The sequence below is a fragment of the Nocardia sp. NBC_00511 genome (genome assembly GCF_045161165.1).
Taxonomy (GTDB): domain Bacteria; phylum Actinomycetota; class Actinomycetes; order Mycobacteriales; family Mycobacteriaceae; genus Nocardia.
This window is the reverse complement of sequence record NZ_CP107849.1, coordinates 8,638,029-8,653,873: the sequence shown is the minus strand read 5'-3', so window position 1 is coordinate 8,653,873 and position 15,845 is coordinate 8,638,029. Positions and strand designations below refer to the sequence as shown.

The following is a 15,845-nucleotide window of genomic DNA, read 5'->3' as shown; positions in this document are numbered from 1 at the left end:
CGATTCCGACCGCCTGATCGGTGCGGAGCAGGAACCTCACCAGCATGGGTCTGCTGGGCTACGCCATGCTCTCCAACCGCACGGTCCGCGAGGCCATCACCGTCGGAATCGACTATCTGACACTGACTTCCGCGTTCGTGCGCTTCGGCCTCGAGGAGCGCGGCGATGAAGCCGTCCTCACCATCGACGACACCGAGATCCCCGACGACGTCCGGCCGTTCCTGCTGGAACGCGACCTCGGCTCGACCCTCCAGGTGACCTTCGCGTCCTTCAGCACCCTGCTGCCGACCGAAAACCTCACCGCGGAATGCCCCAGTTCGCCACGCTGGCGCGCGAGCTCGGACTCTCACAGCGCACCCTGCGCCGCCGCCTGCTCGACGAACAGACCTCCTACCGCGCCCTGGTCGACGAGGTCCGCGACACCCTCGCGATGGAACTCCTCGCCACCACCCAACTCTCGATCGAGCAGATAGCCCACCGACTCGGCTACTCCGAGACTTCCGCCTTCCACCACGCCTTCACCCGCTGGCACAACGCACCCCCGGGCTCCTTCCGCTGAGCCGCGGTGGTGGCGGGTATCTCTAAGTCTCCATGCGTAATTCGGGTTCACAGCAGTTCGGCGAGCATGGCTGCGGCCTTGGTCGCGCCGTCGCTGGGGACCGGGGCGTAGGCAGGCCGCTGGGCGAGCTCCTTGCGCAGCGCCTCGGCCAGCACGAGCGGGTCGGCGGCCTCGGAGTAGGTGAGGCAGCGTCCGGCACCGTGACGGTCGAGACGGTGCCGGACATGCCGTTGCTGCTCGAAATGGCGGCGTAGGGGGACGTAGAGGAACGGGATGCGGTGGGCCGTCAGTTCCATGCAGGTGGTCAAACCGCCTTGGACTATTGCGATGTCGCAGACGGAGAGGTGGCGGTAGAGGTCGGGGACGAAGCCGTGGATCTCGATGCCGTCGAGACGTGGGAGGGTGGTGGCGTCTATCCGGGGGCCGGCGACCACGACGAAGCGTAGGTCGGGTTCGGTCAGGCGGATCAGGGGGGCTGCGTCCAGGACTCGGCGCAACAGGTGCTCGCCGACGCCGGAACCGCCGACGGTGACGACGCAGATGCGTTCGTCGGGGGTGTAGCCGAGTTCGGCGCGGACGGCCTCGCGGTCGATGGATGAGTCGAATCCTGTGATGTAGCCGGGGAATTCGAAGTTGGCTTCGGTCCAGGCGCGGATTTCGGGGAGGCCGGGGCCGAAGGTGTCGGGGACGATGTCCTCGGGTTCGCCGACGAACAGGGAGCGGTCGCGCAGGCGGCGGTAGCGGGCGCGCTGGGTGAGCATCTCGGCATTGTGGTCGGCGGTGAGGGCGGCCTCGGCGGGGCCGCCCTCGGGCATCGGGAGCCAGCCGACGAAGTCGGTGAGCCAGGCGTAGGCGAAGCGTTTGAGCTCGGGGTTCTCGTGCAGGAAATAGTCGACGTCCCAGGCCTCGTCGGCGATGACGAGGTCGTAGTGTTGCTCGGCGACCAGGTCGGCGAAGACCATGAAATTCGTGATCAGGGTTTCGTCCATGCGCCGGATGGCGGCGAAGGCGTGCAGGTCGTGTTCGGCGGACTCGTATTCGATGTGCGCGGACTCGTTGACCAGATGCGCCGAGGCGGGGTGGACGCGCTCGCCGTGACGGGCCAGCACCGAGGTGACCGGATGCTGTGCCAGCCAATCGATTTCGAGATCGGGACGCTCCGAGCGCAGGGCCGCGGCGATGGACACGTCGCGCTGGGCGTGCCCGAGCCCGATCGGTGAGGACAGGTAGAGGGCGCGGCGCGGGCGGCGCTCGGCCCGCGTCCAGGTGCGGTGGCGCGGGCGCGGATACAGGCGGTCGGCGAAATCCTTGATCAAACCGTTGACCAGCACCGGATCCCGCATGGCGGGCGCGTGTCCGCCGCCCGCCACGGTGACCAGGTCCGCACCGGTGAGCTCGGCCAGTTTGGTCGCGACACCGGGTGGGACCACGGCGTCCGCACTGCCGGAGATCACCAGCACCGGGCATCGCACTGCGCGGCAATGGTTTTCGACCTCCTCGCGCGCGATGATCCCGACCTCACCCGCATCGGCGAGAGTCCCGAACCGGCCTTCGGTGGCATCGGCGACCGTGGCGGGCGTGCTGTCGCGCGCCCAGGTCACGCAGTCCTCGATCTGCTTGGTGGAGTGCTCCTCGGTGAAGACCTGCCGGAAGAAGAAGTCGGTGAAGGCCTCGAATCCTCCGTTCTCCCAGTGGCTTCGATTGAACTTCCCCCACCCGTCCGGTTCGCCCTCAGTCTCCGATTCCCACAGCTGTGCGCGCGGGATCACCGTGAAATCCAGCGACGGCCCGATGGCGATCAGACCGCCGACCCGATCCGGATGCTCGGCCGCCACCCGCACCGACCAGGTGGCCCCGGCCGAGAATCCCACCAGCACAGCGGTTTCGGTGCCGGTGGCATCGAGCACCGCGACGGCGTCGGCGGACAGCTGCTCGGAGGTGTAGGCGGCCGCGCCGACCGGACGCCCCGACTCGCCGTTGCCGCGCGCGTCGAACGCGACGACCCGGAAATGCCGTGCCAGATAGCCGATCTGCGCCTTCCAGCAGCGCGAGTGCACGATCGACCAGGTCGGCATGAGCAGGATCGTCACCGGTCCGGCCCCGTACTCCGACCAGGCGATGCCCACGCCCGCCCGGTCGACGACACCGGTGGCGACCGCCGCGATCGCGGGCCTGGTCTCCGCGGTCACGGACGCACCTCGAGCACCATGTGGAACGGGGTCGTGGCCGCCACCCGGAAGCGGGTGAATCCGGCGGCGGTGGTGACGTCGCGCAGCCGCGCCGGTCCCGCCTGGGTGCCCAGCGCGGCCCCGACCGGCTGCGACAGCGATCCGGGGGTGCACAGCAGGGTGGAGAACCCGTAGTAGGTGCGACCGACCGGATTCAGGTTGTCCTGCACCTGATCTCCGGCGATCGGCTCCACGATCATCCAGGTGCCGTCGGCGGCCAGCTGCTCGCGCACCCGCCGCGCCGCGCCGACCGGATCGCCCATGTCGTGCAGTGCGTCGAAGGTGGTCACCAGGTCGAAACGGTGCCCGTTGAAGCCCTGTGCGGACGCCACCTCGAACTCCGCGCGATCCCCCACCCCGGCCTCGGCGGCCCGGCGGCCCGCCGTGCGCACCGATTCGGCGTGCAGATCCGAGCCGAAGAATCGCGATGCCGGGAAGGCGCGCGCCATCAGGATGGTGGAAGCCCCGTGCCCGCAACCGATATCGGCGACCGTCGCGCCCCGCTCGAGTTTGGCGAGCACCCCGTCCAGCGCGGGCAGCCATTCGGCGACGAGGTAGGCCTGATAGCTGGGCTGGAAGAACCGCTCGCAGCCGGTGTGCACGTCGTCGGTGTGCTCATGCCAGCCGACTCCGCTGCCGTTGCGAGCCGCCTCCAGCACCCGCTGCGAACCGGCCACGGTGCCGACCGCGAGCTGGAACAGACCCGGCAGATACGCGGGACTGGACGGATCAGTCAGTGCCACAGCGTGTTCCAGCGGCAGCGTGTAGCCGCCGGTCTCCGGGTCGTGGTCGACCCAGCCACCCGCGGCCTGCGCGCCCAGCCATTCGCGGGCGTAGCGGGCATCGGTGCCGGTGGCCTCGGCCAGCGCGGTCGGCGTCAGTCCGGGCCGCTCGGCCAGCGCCCGGTAGTAGCCGAGTTTGTCACCGAGCACGGCGAGGGCCGTGTTGAGCGTCGCGCCGACCTCACCGACCGCGGTGAAGACGAACGCCATCAGCTTGTCGGGATCCAATTGCGGATCCGCGGGGGTGGAGTCGACGGTGCTGGTCATGATGGATCCTTCGGTTGCGGTGAACGAGATGTCACCCACCATGCGGCGCGGCGCACCCCTGCCGCATCAGGGCACCCCCCTGGTCCGTGGCCGGGCGAGGGTGGGTGATTCACACCCCAAGGGTGTCCCGACAACGCGCCGAATGCTTCCTATGCTCGGTCCATGCTGGTGGGTCGTGATCGTGAACTCGCGGCCCTGCGACGCATGCTCGCCGGAGCACGGGTGGGCGCCGCCGGGGTACTGGTGCTGACCGGTGAGGCGGGCACCGGCAAGACCCTGCTGCTCGAACAGGCTGCCGCGCAGTCGGATTCGGCATTGATCCTGCGCGCCTGCGGGACCCCGCCCGAGCAGGACGTCCCGTTCGCCGCGCTGCTCACCCTGCTGCGTCCGGTCCTCGGCCTGCGCGACCGGCTGCCCGCGGCGCAATCCCGCGCACTGGAGTCCGCGCTCGGACTGCGTGATCATCCGGAGGCGGCCGGGCGCTTCGCGGTGGGCGCGGCCACTCTGGAACTGCTGTGCTGCGCCGCCGAGGAGCGACCGGTCCTGGTGCTCGTCGACGACGCACACTGGCTGGATCGACCGTCCGCGGAGGCGATCACCTTCGCGGCCCGCCGCCTCTACGCCGACACCGTCGCCATGCTCATCGCCTGCCGTAGCGACACCGAATTCCACACGGCGGCACTCGATCTCCCAGCGCTGGAACTGCCCCCGCTGACCGAGGACGACACCTCGGCGCTGGCCGCCACCCGATGGGGTCGCCCGATTCCTTCCGAACTGGCCGCCACCGTGCACCGCCTCACCGGCGGCAATCCGCTGGCCGTCGTCGAACTCACCCGCGATCCCGAAGCCCTCGAGCGTCTCTCTCCGGTCACCGAGATCCCGGTCCCGGACGCACTGCTGCACGGGTTCACCCGCGACTTCGCGAAGCTGTCACCGCAGGCCCGGATCGCGCTGCGGGTGGCCGCGCTCGGCAGCGCGGATCCGCTGCCGGTGGCCGCCGCCTGCACGGCGCTGGACACCGAGATCGGCTGGCTGGAGGAGGCGGAATCGGCCGGGCTGCTGCGACTTTCACCGGGCCGCATCGAATTCCGGCATCCACTGATCCGGGCAGCGGTGCGCGCCGACGCCGATGCCGCGCAACTGCGGGCCACCCATCGCGCCCTGGCCGCCACCTGCGGGCATCCGGATCGGCGGGCCTGGCATCTGGCCGAGGCCGCCATCGGCCCGGACCCCGAGGTCGCCGACCTGGTGGCGGCGGCGGGCGAGCGCGCGACGCACCGGGGCGCGGATCTGGTGGCGGCGGCCGCCTTCGAACGCTCCGCCCAGCTGACCGTCGATGCCGCCACGCGCACCCAGCGGATGCTCATTGCTGCCGAATCCGCCTGGCGGGCAGGATATCTCACCAGGGCCCAGACGCTGCTGGAAGCGGTCACGCTGGCGGAAATGCCCGCGCCGCGGCGGTTCGCGGTCCCCATCCTGGCCGCGGGCATCGCGCTCGACGAGGGCCGCCCGGCGCTGGCCCGCGACATCGTGGTCGAGGCGTACAACCGATCCCAGCCGCTGCTCTCCGGCCCGGCCCGCATCCCCGCCATGACCACCGCGGTCGCGACCTGCGAACCCGAGCAGACGACCGCCCTGGATCCGGCGCTCGAAGTGGACGGCGAAATCGACAGCGCCATCGCGCTGCTGAGTTCGGCGATGCTGGCCGGTTTCTACCTCCTCGACGCCACCATTCAGCGCTGGACCGCAGCACAACTGGAGGCGCTGCTGCCCGCGGCCTCCCCCCGCGCCCGCGAGACCGGGCGGATCGCGGCGGGCATGGCCCGAATCCTTTCCGGCAGAGGCGGTCCCACCCAGATCCGCACGGCCCTGTCGATGCTCACCCCCGAACGCTGGACCGAGGCGGGCGACGACCCGGCCCGCTGGGGCTGGCTCACCCTGGGCCCGCTGTTCCTGCGCGAATCCGAGCAGGGCCGCCAGGTGCTGCGCCAGGTGGCCGAGCGGGTCCGGGAGCGCTCGGCGGTCGGGATGCTGCCGTTCCTGCTGTTCCTGCTGGGCCGCGACGAATCGACCACGGATCGGTGGGCCGACGCCGTCGCCACCTACACCGAGGGCGCGCGACTGGCCCGCGAGACCGGGCGGCCACTCGAATTGGCCGGGAATCTCGCGGGATTGGCGGCGGTGCAGGCCCGGCAGGGCCACTTCGAGCAATCCCGCGCACACGCCGAGGAGGCGTTGCGGATCAGCGGACCGCACCGCATCCACCTGTTCCGGGTGTGGGCCACGCAGGCGCGCGGTGACGCGGCGATGGCCGTCGACGATATGGACGCCGCCCGCGCCTGCTGGGCGGAACTCGCGGAGTTGCTGCGCACGTTGCGGGTTCGCGATCCCGACCTGGATCCCGCGCCGGAACTCGTCGAAGTGTATCTGCGGCAGGGTGATTCGGCCGCCGCGGTCCCGATCGCCGAGGCGTACTGGGCGGCCGCGCAGGCCAAGGGCCAGCCGTGGGCCCTGGCGCGCGCCCACCGCTGCCGGGCGTTGCTGGCCGCGCCCGCCGCCATGGCCGAACACTTCGAGGCCGCCCTCGACGAGCACGCCCGCACCCCGGACCTGTTCGAGGAGGCCAGAACTCGCCTCGCCTACGGCGCGCGACTGCGCCGGGTCCGCCGCCGACGGGCCGCCCGCATCCAATTGCAGCGCGCCCTCTCGATTTTCGACCATCTGGGCGCACAACCGTGGTCGAGCCGCTGCGCCGCGGAACTGCGAGCCACCGGCACCACCGTCCGCCCGCACGCCACCCGCCCCGCCGATCGCCTCACCCCGCAGCAGTTGCAGGTGGCGTTGTCGCTGGCGGCCGGTCGCACCACCCGCGAGACCGCCGCCGCCCTGTTCCTGAGCCCCAAAACGGTGGAATACCATCTGCGGCACGTCTACATCGAGCTCGGCATCGGCAGCCGCGCGGAGCTGGCCACGCTGCTGGGTTAGCGGGCGGTCGCCTGCGGGAACGAGCGCGAGGCGGCGAAGGCGGCCATGTCCACCTGGCGTTCGGCGTTCGACAGGGCGGTGATGGTGCAGGTGCCCAGCGGGCCGCTGCGGTCGTAGAGGGTAGTGGAGGCGACGGCCACGCCCGCCGAGGAGACCTGGTCGAGGGCTTGCACACCGACCTCGTGCCCGTCGGGCAGCCGCGAGAGGGTGAAGCTGACGTCACTGTTGATGAAGCCGACGCCCGCGGTGCCCCAGTGGCAGACCAGGTTGGTGGAGTCGCTGACGAAGGCCACCCGCTCGAACGGGGTCGGCTCGTAGCCCTCGACCAGGGCCGGGACGCTGTGCCAGGCGCATTTGCGTTCCGAGTTCACGCCGGAGGCGAAATCGTGTGTCCAGTCGAAGTTTCCGGATTTGAACAGCGGCGGCGCGCCCTCGGGGCCGAGCCGCTCCGATGGCACCGGCAGTTCTCGATCGGACTGCCACACCTGGCCCGGCGGCTGCTGGGAGGCGGCCAGGTACATGACGCTGGCGCGTACCCGGACCTCGTCGCGCTGCACGATCGACGCGTCCACCACTCGCACCCGGAGACCGGCGCGCACCACCTGACTGTGCAGGCGGATCGGCTCGTTCAGCACCGGCCGGAACAGGTCGGCGGAGAACCGTGCGGGCACGAATCCGGCTCCGGGGCTGTGGGTTTCGAGCTCCCGCGCCAGCAGTCCGCACACCGCGGTACCGGCCAGCTGGCTCGGCGACCAGGCGCTGACCGCCATCTCGGTCGCCAGGTAGGACCCGCCGTCCTCGGTGAAAAACGCAACCACAGGGCCTCCCGCCATCCGAAACGATCAATAGAATTAGAACACGTTTCAGAATAGGGAACCGTCCGGGCACCGCTCAGTGGTACCTGACCAGCGCGAAGCTCACCCCAGTTCGAGCGTGGTGACCCCGAAGATTCGTTCGGATCGATGCGACCGCACCGGACCGGTGTACATGCGGACCGTCTCGAAGGTCGGCATCATCCCGGCCTCCTCCATCAATCGCACCGCCGGACCGTTGACCATCGGCACATCGATCGCGATCGGAATCCCGGCGGTGTGCGCGGCCAGCGCCGCCAGCAACTGCCGGGCGTCGGCGGGCCCGTTGGCGAAGAAGGGACCGACGCGCAACGAATCCCGCGCCGGGCGCAGCGTCGCGTACCCCGTGATCACCCCGTCGACGATGCGCACGAAGGTCCGATGCCCGCGCTCGCTCAGCCAGGTGGTCAGGAACGCCGGACGATCCGCCGGAAGGCAGCGCCCGTCATAGGGCAGCAGCGCCGACGCGTCCACCGGAGACAACGCCGAAATGGTGTTGTCCGGCAACGGCATTTTCGGGACGCCGACGAATCGCGCACTGCGGTAAGCGAGTTCGAAGCCGCTGCGCCGATAGTTCTCGACCTGCGCCACCACCCCGTCCAGCCCGATCACCCGGTCCCCCGCGTGCTCGATGCCGGCCTTCCAGGTAGCCGACCCGAAGCCGCGTCCGCGCAGGTCCGGACGCACGAGATAGAAACCCAGGAAGGCGAATTCGGCCCCGTAGTTCACCACCGACACCGCGGAGACGAACTCGCCGTTCAACCGCCCGAGTAGGAACCCGTCCGGATCCTGCGAGAAGAAGGCGCCGATATCCCGCATGCCCGGATTCCAGCCTTCGGCGGCGGCCCACTCGACCACCGTGGCCCACTGCGACGGCATCGCATGGGAGAAAACCAGATCATCGACGCGCACGGTCTCCGGCATGCGACCACGGTAGCGGCAATTGCACTGCTATTCACGAAGATTGAGGCAGATGGGGTGCCCCTCGGGGTCCAGCACGATGCCCCAGGGCAACTGGTTGTCCCAGTCCGGGTTGAGGCCGGGCTGGAACTCGGGGATGGTCGCACCCAGGGCCACGGCGAGATCGGTGGCGTGGTCGATGTCGGCGACGTTCAGATCCAGGTGCACGCGCTTGGGCTGATCCGGGCCGTCCGGCCAGGGGGCCGCGGTGTGGCCGGGGACGAAACCGAAGCAGAGCACCGACTTTCCGTCCGTGATCAACGCGTAGCCGTCCTCGAGGTGCATGACCCGCCAATCCAGCAGCTCGCTGTAGAACTCGGCGAGGCGCTGCGGATCGGCGCAATCGATCGTGACGCAACTCAGCGCGATCGGCGCGGTCACGGGCGGGGTCCCTTCGGTCGAGAGGCGGCCATCGATCTCCTGCGGAAACCATAACCCCGTGCTCCGGTAGGGTCGGGCAGGAGATGGCCGACTATGCACACTCCGACCATGCCAGCCGCAGTCGCGAAGAGAAGGCCCGGCGACTGGCCGGATACGTGTGGGCCCGTGGCATCAGCGGGGCCGAACTGCTGGATCTGCCCCTGGCGCAACGCCGCAAGCTGGCCCGGGCCGCCGACACCAATCCGCCCAGCACCGACGAGACCTGGCAGGCGGTGGCCGCGCTGCTGGACGAGAAGGACGCCTGGGCGGCCCGCAATCCGGCACATCAGGCGGCGCGTCGCGAACATCTCGACGAGAAGATTCTGTGGGTGAAACCTCCGGTCAAACCGTGGGAGTAGGGCCGTCACGCGGTCGACCCACCCTTGACAGCAAGAAATGAACCAGGGTTCACTTCTTGGGTGTCACCCGATTACGAGAACCACTCCGGCACCCGACCGGCCGCCTGGCGCGACGACCTGACCGGCGGCGACGAGTCGCTGTTCACCGATCGACCCGAGCCCGCCGGCGACTTCACCGGCCGCACGCTGACCTACGAGGTGACCGGGCGCATCGCGCGCATCACCTTCAACCGGCCCGAACGCGGCAATGCCATCACCTCCGACACCCCGGTCGAGTTGGCCGCCGCCGTCGAGCGCGCCGACCTCGATCCGCGGGTGCACGTGATCGTGGTGAGCGGGCGCGGCAAGGGCTTCTGCGGCGGCTACGACCTGTCGATCTTCGCCGAGAACACTCATGAGGCGAGCACCGCGCAACCGCCGGAGGGCGCGCAGCCCGCCGAGGGCACCGTGCTGGACCCGGTGGTGCAGGCCCGCAACCACAATCCCTGGGGCACTTGGGATCCTATGGTCGACTACACCATGATGTCGCGCTTCAACCGTGGCTTCGCCAGCCTGCTGCACGCCAACAAGCCGACGGTGGCCAAGGTGCACGGGTTCGCCATCGCGGGCGGCACCGACATCGCGCTCTACGCCGACCAGATCATCTGCGCCGAGGACGCCCGCCTGGGCTACCCGCCCACCCGTACCTGGGGCATTCCCGCCGCGGGCATGTGGGCGCACCGCATCGGCGATCAGCGCGCCAAACGACTGCTGTTCACCGGCGACAGCCTCAGCGGCAAGCAGGCCGCCGAATGGGGGCTGGCCATCGAGGCCCCGCCCGCCGACGAACTCGACGCGCGCACCGAGGAACTGCTGCAACGCATTTCGCGGGTGCCGATCAACCAGCTGGTGATGGCCAAACTGGCGCTCAACAGCGCGCTGCTGAGCCAGGGCGTGGCCAACTCCGGCATGATCAGCACCGTCTTCGACGGCATCTCCCGGCACACCCGCGAGGGGTACGCCTTCCAATTGCGTTCGGCCACCGCCGGATTCCGGGAGGCCGTGCGCGAGCGCGACGAGCCGTTCGGCGATTGGAAGCGCGCGCAGTTCGAGGCCCCGAAGCAGCCGGAGGACTAACCGATTCCGGCCACGTCGGTGCGCTCGACCTCGGTGACCACCTTCCCGGCGAGCGAGCGCAGCGCCGCGGCCTCGGTCTCGTTCATCTCGTCGATGAACAGTCGCCGCACCAGCTCGACGTGATTGGGTGCGGCGGCACGCAATACCCGCCGCCCCTCGTCGGTGAGCCGGACCTCGCGGCCGCGGGCGTCCTCGGCGGCCTGGCAGCGATCGACCAGTCCGCGCGCGGCCATCCGGGACAGGTGTTTCGACAGGCGGCTCTTGTCCCAGCAGATCTCCGCGCCGAGTTCCTTGGCGCGCAGCTGTCCGCCGGTCGCGGCGGACAGTGCGACGAGGACCTCGTAGTCGGAGGGCGACAAGCCGTCTCGGGTGAGCCCGGCGGCGATGGCCGCGTCCAGCCGCTGACGCATACGAATGTAGGACTGCCAGGTTGTTTGTTCCTCGTCCGATAGCCAGCGAGTCATGCCACTATCCTACCCATCCTTGGTTGACACGGACACCAATGCGTGATCGGTACCAACCCGATTCCGGCACTCTCACGTAGAGTACGGATCGGACGAACGGGACACGTTCCGCCAGAACGACTTACCGTGCGAATCGCCGGAGCTGGCAATTACCTGGATGAATAGCCCAGACGGTTGACAATGCAACGTTCCGCAGAAACAGTAGACGCCGAACCCGGACCGGTCACTGTGCCGCACCTTCGTGGCAGCGGTGGCGATCCGCGCCGAACCGGGTCGTTGCCAACCCCATTGCGCCGACATTTGAGGAATACATGAACGTTCGCCGGCTACTCGTCACCGCCAGCGTCGCCGGACTGACGGCTATCTCCGCTCAGACCGCCGTTGCCTTCGCCGATGTCCCCACCGGATCCTCCGGCACCGGCTCCTCCGCACTCGACACCGGCTCCGCCGCCACCGGATCGGCGGGACTGACCCAGACCGGCTCCGCCGGTGGCACTTTCGACAACTGCGACCAGGCCCGCGCGGCCGGCAAGGCCCCGCTGTTCCGCGGTGAGCCCGGCTACAGCCCGCACCTGGACCCGGACGGCACCGGAATGGCTTGCCCGACGGTCTGATTCGACCGCCGCCGGCGACCAACGCCGACAAATACGCAGTGAGGCCCGGTCCCTGGGGACCGGGCCTCACTGGCGTTCACGACAAAGACGACCCGCTCAGCGGCGGAAGATCTTGACCAGCACCAGGGTCGCGACCAGCGCACCCGCGCCGATCAGGCTGTACTTGATCTTGGGCTCGTTCACCTTGGCCACCAGCGACTGCTTGGCATTGTCGGCCAGCCGCTGCGGATCCGCGCGGACGGCCAGTTCGTCGAGGGTGCTCGCGAGCCGGTGGCGTGCGGCCTCGATCTCACGCTCGATCGCCTCGGTATCTCTCGCCACGTCACACTCCTGTCTGAGAAGCCGCGCTCTCCGCGGCACTGCTGGGGAGTCTATCGGCAAAGCCACACCCGACCCGCGTCTCGCGACCGCCGCCGGTGTGCCGCCGCACCAACTCGACCACGCGGACCGGTACCCGGAAACCAATGATTCTCGAGCGCTTTCACAGGCTCGGGGATATCCGCAAATGAAGGCTCAGCGATTGGTGGGAGTTGCCGGTGAACCTGCGGTATCGCCCGCACCCGGACTTAGCATCAGCCTGCAAGTTCCGCATGCGGAAGTGCACAAAAGGGAAGGCTCCCAGATGAAATCGAGAATAATCGGAACGCTGTTCGTCGCGGCGGCCAGCGGCGCGCTGATCGCGGGGCCGATGATCGGCACCGCCTCCGCCGCCGTCCCGACGCTCCAGCAGGACTGGAACCACGGGTGGGACAACCACGACCACGATCGCGACGGCGACTGGGGCGGATTCAACCGTCCCGGCTGGGCGGACCCCAACGATCCGTGGCGCAACGACTGGCACTGCGACCGGCACGGCAACTGGCACTGGGACGAACACGATCACGACGGACACCACGACGACCGCTGCCGCGCCTGGTAGTCGACCGGTCACCGCGGCCCGTCGACTAACGTGGCCGCATGACCGAGAATCACCGACTCAGTCCCGGCGACACCGCGCCCGCCTTCACCCTGCCCGACGCCGACGGCAAGAACGTCTCGCTGTCGGACTATCGCGGGCGCAGGGTGATCGTCTACTTCTACCCCGCCGCCAGCACGCCCGGCTGTACCAAGCAGGCCTGCGACTTCCGTGACAGCCTCGCCGAACTCGAAGGCGCGGGCATCGAGGTCATCGGCATCTCCCCCGACAAACCCGCCAAACTCGCCAAGTTCCGCGACGCCGAGAAGCTCACCTTCCCGCTGCTGTCGGACCCCGACAAGGAAGTCCTGCAGGCATACGGGGCCTTCGGCGAGAAGATGATGTACGGCAAGACGGTCACCGGCGTCATCCGCTCCACCTTCCTGGTGGACGCGGACGGCAAAGTCGAAGTGGCGCAGTACAACGTCCGGGCCACCGGGCACGTCGCCAAACTGCGTCGCGACCTGTCGGTCTGAGCGGATAGACGAAAGATCCCGGCCCGCAAGCGGACCGGGATCTTCGTTCGTGCGGAACAATTTTCGCCGCGATTACACCTTCGGCAGCGCGGTTACACCTTCGGCAGCGCCTCGGCCGCCCACTGCACCATCATGTGCCAGTGGTTGTCCCACCACTGCGCGAACTCCGTGGTGCCCAGCGCGGGCGGTGCGAGCTCACCCGGGAACAGGCCACCGTCGGTGGGCGCGCCGACCAGATGCGTCGGAGCCGGAATGATCGACTCCGGGCCCGTGGTCGCCGCCGCCGGTTCCGCCTCGGCCTTGATCAGCGGCTTGGCCGAACGCGAACCCATGCGCCCGGTCTCCGGACCCCAGTTCAGGCTGGCCGGATCGATGGTCACCACATCGGTGGGCTGCACCTCCGGAGCGGGTGCCGCGGTGTCGGCCGCCGGTGTCCCGGCGTCGGCGGGCGCGGCCGGCAGCAGGTCGGTGCCGCCGGTCGAGCCGGTGTTCGGAACTCCGGGATCGCCGACCGGATGCTCGGCGGTGGGACGCGAGTCGGCCTGCACCCGCGAGTCGGTGAGCATCGGCTCGGGCACCTTCTTGGAGTCGCTGCCCGCCGCGTACACACCGCCCGCCACCAGACCGCCCGCCAGCACGCTGGCCGCGGCGAACAGGGCCGCGGTGCCGCGCGCCCGGCGGATCCGCTCGGCCGCCTCACCGGCGAACTCGGCCTCCGGCAGCGCCGACAGCGCCGCGCCGAGGGCCGGTGCGACCGCCGCGATCCGGCACGGGATGACCGGTGCGCCGAAGCCGGACTCCAGCGCCGCCACCACCTCGGATTCGCCTGCGCCGGAACCGATCAGGACCACGGCGTCCGGCTTCACACCGGCGGCGTCGAACTGATCCCAGGCGGAGGTGACCGCCGCGCGCATGGTCGCCTCGGTGGCCGCGCCACCGCTGAGCGTGATCGCGGCCAGCACCCGGCTGCGATCCGGATCGATCAGCGAGAAGGCCTGGAAACCGGGCACCACCTCGCAGACCGCCAGGTCCTCGAACTCGTCCACCCAGGTCATGGCGCGCGCCACGGCCAGGTGGGCCGTCTTCGCCGACACCAGGGAGGCGTCGTGCCAGGGCCCGGCCGCCAGCCTGGTGACGATGGCCCGGCGGTCGGCGGCGTCGCGGTAGGCGACGGCCGCACCCAGGATCTCGCGATCCGCGCCGATCCGATCGGCGATGTCTTCCAATGCGGTCTCCACCGCAGCGGCCAAGTCCGCCTTGGTTTCTCCGGCGATCGGGACGGCGCGCTCGAGCACCACCCGATCGGTCAATTTGTCGCCGTCGTCGGTGAGGGCGACGGCGCGTACCGTGCCACGCTCGGTGGCGACGCCGATCGTCACCGCGGAACGAACAACAGTCGAAGCAGACACAATCAGCCTTCCAGCGTCGTCGCGCTCGGGAGGGCCGGAACTCGCCCGGCCGACACTTGATGATTCGCGAATAGATACAGGCAGCTGAGAGGCAGCTGCGATGGGTGTTCGGTGCCGGACGCGGAGTTGGATGGGTCAGATGGCGTGACACACGAAGTACCGCAGCGTGTCATGCGCGTGTCGCTACCCGTAGGCTGTTCAGTGTGGAAGCGCGCACGGGAGCCAGGTCGACTCGACGACCGGACCCTGCGTTGGAGCTGCAGGACGACCCCCAAGAACTGATGCCCCGCCGCCGCCCGACGCAGGAACGGTCCAAACGCAAGTTCGACGCGCTGCTGCAGGCCTCGCGGGTGCTGCTCGTCGAGGTCGGCTTCGAATCGTTCACCTGTGAAGAGGTCGCGGCCCGCGCGGAAGTGCCGATCGGCACCCTCTACCAGTTCTTCGCCAACAAGTACGTGATCGTCTGTGAGCTCAATCGCCAAGACCTGGTGGCGGTTTCCCAGGAGCTGGCCGACTTCCACGGCGAGATCCCGTCCATGGACTGGCTGCGGCACATGACCGCGCTCGTCGATCACCTGGCGGATCTGTGGATGACCGACCCGTCGCGGCGCGAGGTGTGGCTGGCCATGCAGTCCACGCCCTCCACGCGGGCGACCGGGGCGATCCACGAAAAGGAGTTCGCGGAAGCGGTTTCGCAGATGCTGCGCCCGCTCATGCCCCGCACCCCCCGCGGCCGCCGCTCCATGATGGCCCAGGTGCTGGTGCACGTCGTGTACTCGATGCTGAACTTCTCGGTGCAGGACGGCCTCAGTCACGAGGACGCCGTCTCCGAGCTCAAGCGACTCATGGTCGCGTATCTGCTGATCGCGGAGAAGGAGTCGCGCAGCGGCGGCCAGCGCACCCCCTTCGAACCCGACGCGAACTGAGCCGGGTCCCGCCCGAAACCGCTACTCGCGCATCAGGTCCGCCAGCTCACCCGGATCTTCCAGCACCACCATCGCGGCCGCCGTATCGCCATCGTGGGTGAGCGACAGGTGAACTCGCACCCGGGGCAGGAATTCCGCTGCGAGGCCGTGCAATTTGATGCTGGGCCGTCCCCAGGCGTCGTTGACGACCTCGATGAGCGGATACGGATTGTCCCCGATCTGCGGACTGCGCGCGAAACGAGATGACGCCCACGCCTTGATGACCGCTTCCTTCGCCGCCCAGCGGGTGGCGTAGCTGCGGGCCGGATCGGTGCCCTTGCTTTGGCAATAGCGCCGTTCTCCAGCGGTGAAACTCTCCCGGATCATGGTGGTTCCGGTGCGTTCCAGTTGTTCGGCGAACTCGGAGATGGTGACCAAGTCCAGGCCGATGCCCAGGATCGTCACAGTGCGGGACTCCTAGATTTCTCGTGAGGT

The 15,845-nt window shown here is 69.3% G+C and carries 17 protein-coding genes and 1 pseudogene; 9 read left to right on the top strand and 9 right to left on the bottom strand.

All coding sequences use genetic code 11. The annotated features are described in order from the left end of the window. Positions 1–44: 44 nt before the first annotated feature. Positions 45–272, top strand: a pseudogene (locus OG300_RS40090) (AraC family transcriptional regulator ligand-binding domain-containing protein); the annotation flags it as partial. Between the two features lie 35 nt (positions 273–307). Continuing rightward, positions 308–559 carry a helix-turn-helix transcriptional regulator gene (locus OG300_RS40085; protein WP_405490332.1) on the top strand — a complete coding sequence of 84 codons (252 nt, stop codon included), beginning with the start codon at positions 308–310 and terminating at the stop codon, positions 557–559. Positions 560–606: 47 nt separating this feature from the next. On the opposite strand, the gene OG300_RS40080 is transcribed toward OG300_RS40085, so the two are convergent. Both OG300_RS40080 and OG300_RS40075 read right to left on the bottom strand, forming a co-directional pair. Continuing rightward, positions 607–2,748 carry an alpha/beta fold hydrolase gene (locus OG300_RS40080; protein WP_405490330.1) on the bottom strand — a complete coding sequence of 714 codons (2,142 nt, stop codon included), beginning with the start codon at positions 2,746–2,748 and terminating at the stop codon, positions 607–609. Beyond that, entirely contained in the window at positions 2,745–3,836 is a 1,092-nt protein-coding gene (locus OG300_RS40075; protein WP_405490328.1) for a class I SAM-dependent methyltransferase, read from the bottom strand. Before OG300_RS40075 ends, OG300_RS40080 begins: the two co-directional genes overlap by 4 nt. 162 nt (positions 3,837–3,998) lie before the next feature. Between OG300_RS40075 and OG300_RS40070 the strand changes: the two genes are divergently transcribed. Continuing rightward, entirely contained in the window at positions 3,999–6,821 is a 2,823-nt protein-coding gene (locus OG300_RS40070) for an AAA family ATPase (RefSeq protein ID WP_405490326.1), read from the top strand. Here OG300_RS40070 and OG300_RS40065 read toward each other — a convergent pair. The 3 genes from OG300_RS40065 to OG300_RS40055 all read right to left on the bottom strand — a co-directional run bounded on the left by OG300_RS40065 (position 6,818) and on the right by OG300_RS40055 (position 9,013). Then, the gene (locus tag OG300_RS40065) at positions 6,818–7,639 is read right to left on the bottom strand and encodes an acyl-CoA thioesterase domain-containing protein (protein ID WP_405490324.1); all 822 of its coding nucleotides are present in this window, start codon (positions 7,637–7,639) and stop codon (positions 6,818–6,820) included. The two genes, OG300_RS40070 and OG300_RS40065, sit on opposite strands and share 4 nt — an antisense overlap. Positions 7,640–7,738: 99 nt before the next feature. Further along, complete coding sequence (locus tag OG300_RS40060; RefSeq protein WP_405490322.1) at positions 7,739–8,596, bottom strand: GNAT family N-acetyltransferase; 858 nt, start codon at positions 8,594–8,596, stop codon at positions 7,739–7,741. Positions 8,597–8,623: 27 nt separating this feature from the next. Beyond that, positions 8,624–9,013 (bottom strand): VOC family protein, encoded by a 390-nt coding sequence (locus tag OG300_RS40055; protein WP_405490320.1) that lies wholly within the window; start codon positions 9,011–9,013, stop codon positions 8,624–8,626. An 83-nt stretch (positions 9,014–9,096) separates the two neighbouring features. Here OG300_RS40055 and OG300_RS40050 point away from each other — a divergent pair, with 83 nt between their 5' ends. Together OG300_RS40050 and OG300_RS40045 are read left to right on the top strand one after the other, a co-directional pair. Beyond that, positions 9,097–9,411, top strand: coding sequence for a hypothetical protein (locus OG300_RS40050; protein WP_405490318.1), 315 nt, complete (start codon positions 9,097–9,099; stop codon positions 9,409–9,411). Positions 9,412–9,471: 60 nt separating this feature from the next. Further along, positions 9,472–10,527 carry a crotonase/enoyl-CoA hydratase family protein gene (locus tag OG300_RS40045; protein ID WP_405490316.1) on the top strand — a complete coding sequence of 352 codons (1,056 nt, stop codon included), beginning with the start codon at positions 9,472–9,474 and terminating at the stop codon, positions 10,525–10,527. Here the strand turns inward: OG300_RS40045 and OG300_RS40040 are convergent. Next, on the bottom strand, positions 10,524–10,991 hold the full coding sequence (locus OG300_RS40040; protein ID WP_405490314.1) for a MarR family winged helix-turn-helix transcriptional regulator: 468 nt from the start codon (positions 10,989–10,991) through the stop codon (positions 10,524–10,526). The genes OG300_RS40045 and OG300_RS40040 overlap by 4 nt on opposite strands. Before the next feature lie 311 nt (positions 10,992–11,302). Between OG300_RS40040 and OG300_RS40035 the strand changes: the two genes are divergently transcribed. Continuing rightward, positions 11,303–11,605, top strand: a complete 303-nt coding sequence (locus tag OG300_RS40035; protein ID WP_405490312.1) for an excalibur calcium-binding domain-containing protein — start codon at positions 11,303–11,305, stop codon at positions 11,603–11,605. A gap of 96 nt (positions 11,606–11,701) precedes the next feature. On the opposite strand, the gene OG300_RS40030 is transcribed toward OG300_RS40035, so the two are convergent. Further along, positions 11,702–11,926, bottom strand: a complete 225-nt coding sequence (locus OG300_RS40030; RefSeq protein ID WP_405490310.1) for a DUF3618 domain-containing protein — start codon at positions 11,924–11,926, stop codon at positions 11,702–11,704. A 301-nt stretch (positions 11,927–12,227) separates the two neighbouring features. Between OG300_RS40030 and OG300_RS40025 the strand changes: the two genes are divergently transcribed. Together OG300_RS40025 and bcp are read left to right on the top strand one after the other, a co-directional pair. Beyond that, a complete protein-coding gene (locus OG300_RS40025) occupies positions 12,228–12,524 on the top strand; it encodes a hypothetical protein (protein WP_405490308.1) in 297 nt (98 codons plus the stop codon). Positions 12,525–12,562: 38 nt separating this feature from the next. Beyond that, entirely contained in the window at positions 12,563–13,036 is a 474-nt protein-coding gene (bcp, locus tag OG300_RS40020; RefSeq protein WP_405490306.1) for a thioredoxin-dependent thiol peroxidase, read from the top strand. Positions 13,037–13,128: 92 nt separating this feature from the next. Here the strand turns inward: bcp and OG300_RS40015 are convergent, their stop codons facing one another. Then, entirely contained in the window at positions 13,129–14,415 is a 1,287-nt protein-coding gene (locus OG300_RS40015; RefSeq protein ID WP_405490304.1) for a hypothetical protein, read from the bottom strand. Positions 14,416–14,726: 311 nt separating this feature from the next. Between OG300_RS40015 and OG300_RS40010 the strand changes: the two genes are divergently transcribed. Further along, positions 14,727–15,371, top strand: a complete 645-nt coding sequence (locus OG300_RS40010; RefSeq protein ID WP_405498846.1) for a TetR family transcriptional regulator — start codon at positions 14,727–14,729, stop codon at positions 15,369–15,371. Positions 15,372–15,392: 21 nt separating this feature from the next. Here OG300_RS40010 and OG300_RS40005 read toward each other — a convergent pair whose 3' ends face one another. Continuing rightward, positions 15,393–15,815, bottom strand: coding sequence for a holo-ACP synthase (locus OG300_RS40005; protein WP_405490302.1), 423 nt, complete (start codon positions 15,813–15,815; stop codon positions 15,393–15,395). Between the last annotated feature and the right edge of the window lie 30 nt (positions 15,816–15,845).

Excerpts from the sequence above, each read along its gene's own strand:
- OG300_RS40075 (WP_405490328.1), bottom strand. The coding sequence starts at position 3,836 with ATGACCAGCACCGTCGACTCCACCCCCGCGGATCCGCAATTGGATCCC.
- OG300_RS40060 (WP_405490322.1), bottom strand. The coding sequence starts at position 8,596 with ATGCCGGAGACCGTGCGCGTCGATGATCTGGTTTTCTCCCATGCGATG.
- OG300_RS40085 (WP_405490332.1), top strand. The coding sequence starts at position 308 with ATGCCCCAGTTCGCCACGCTGGCGCGCGAGCTCGGACTCTCACAGCGC.
- OG300_RS40025 (WP_405490308.1), top strand. The coding sequence starts at position 12,228 with ATGAAATCGAGAATAATCGGAACGCTGTTCGTCGCGGCGGCCAGCGGC.
- OG300_RS40035 (WP_405490312.1), top strand. The coding sequence starts at position 11,303 with ATGAACGTTCGCCGGCTACTCGTCACCGCCAGCGTCGCCGGACTGACG.
- OG300_RS40070 (WP_405490326.1), top strand. The coding sequence starts at position 3,999 with ATGCTGGTGGGTCGTGATCGTGAACTCGCGGCCCTGCGACGCATGCTC.
- bcp (WP_405490306.1), top strand. The coding sequence starts at position 12,563 with ATGACCGAGAATCACCGACTCAGTCCCGGCGACACCGCGCCCGCCTTC.
- OG300_RS40050 (WP_405490318.1), top strand. The coding sequence starts at position 9,097 with ATGGCCGACTATGCACACTCCGACCATGCCAGCCGCAGTCGCGAAGAG.
- OG300_RS40010 (WP_405498846.1), top strand. The coding sequence starts at position 14,727 with ATGCCCCGCCGCCGCCCGACGCAGGAACGGTCCAAACGCAAGTTCGAC.
- OG300_RS40040 (WP_405490314.1), bottom strand. The coding sequence starts at position 10,991 with ATGACTCGCTGGCTATCGGACGAGGAACAAACAACCTGGCAGTCCTAC.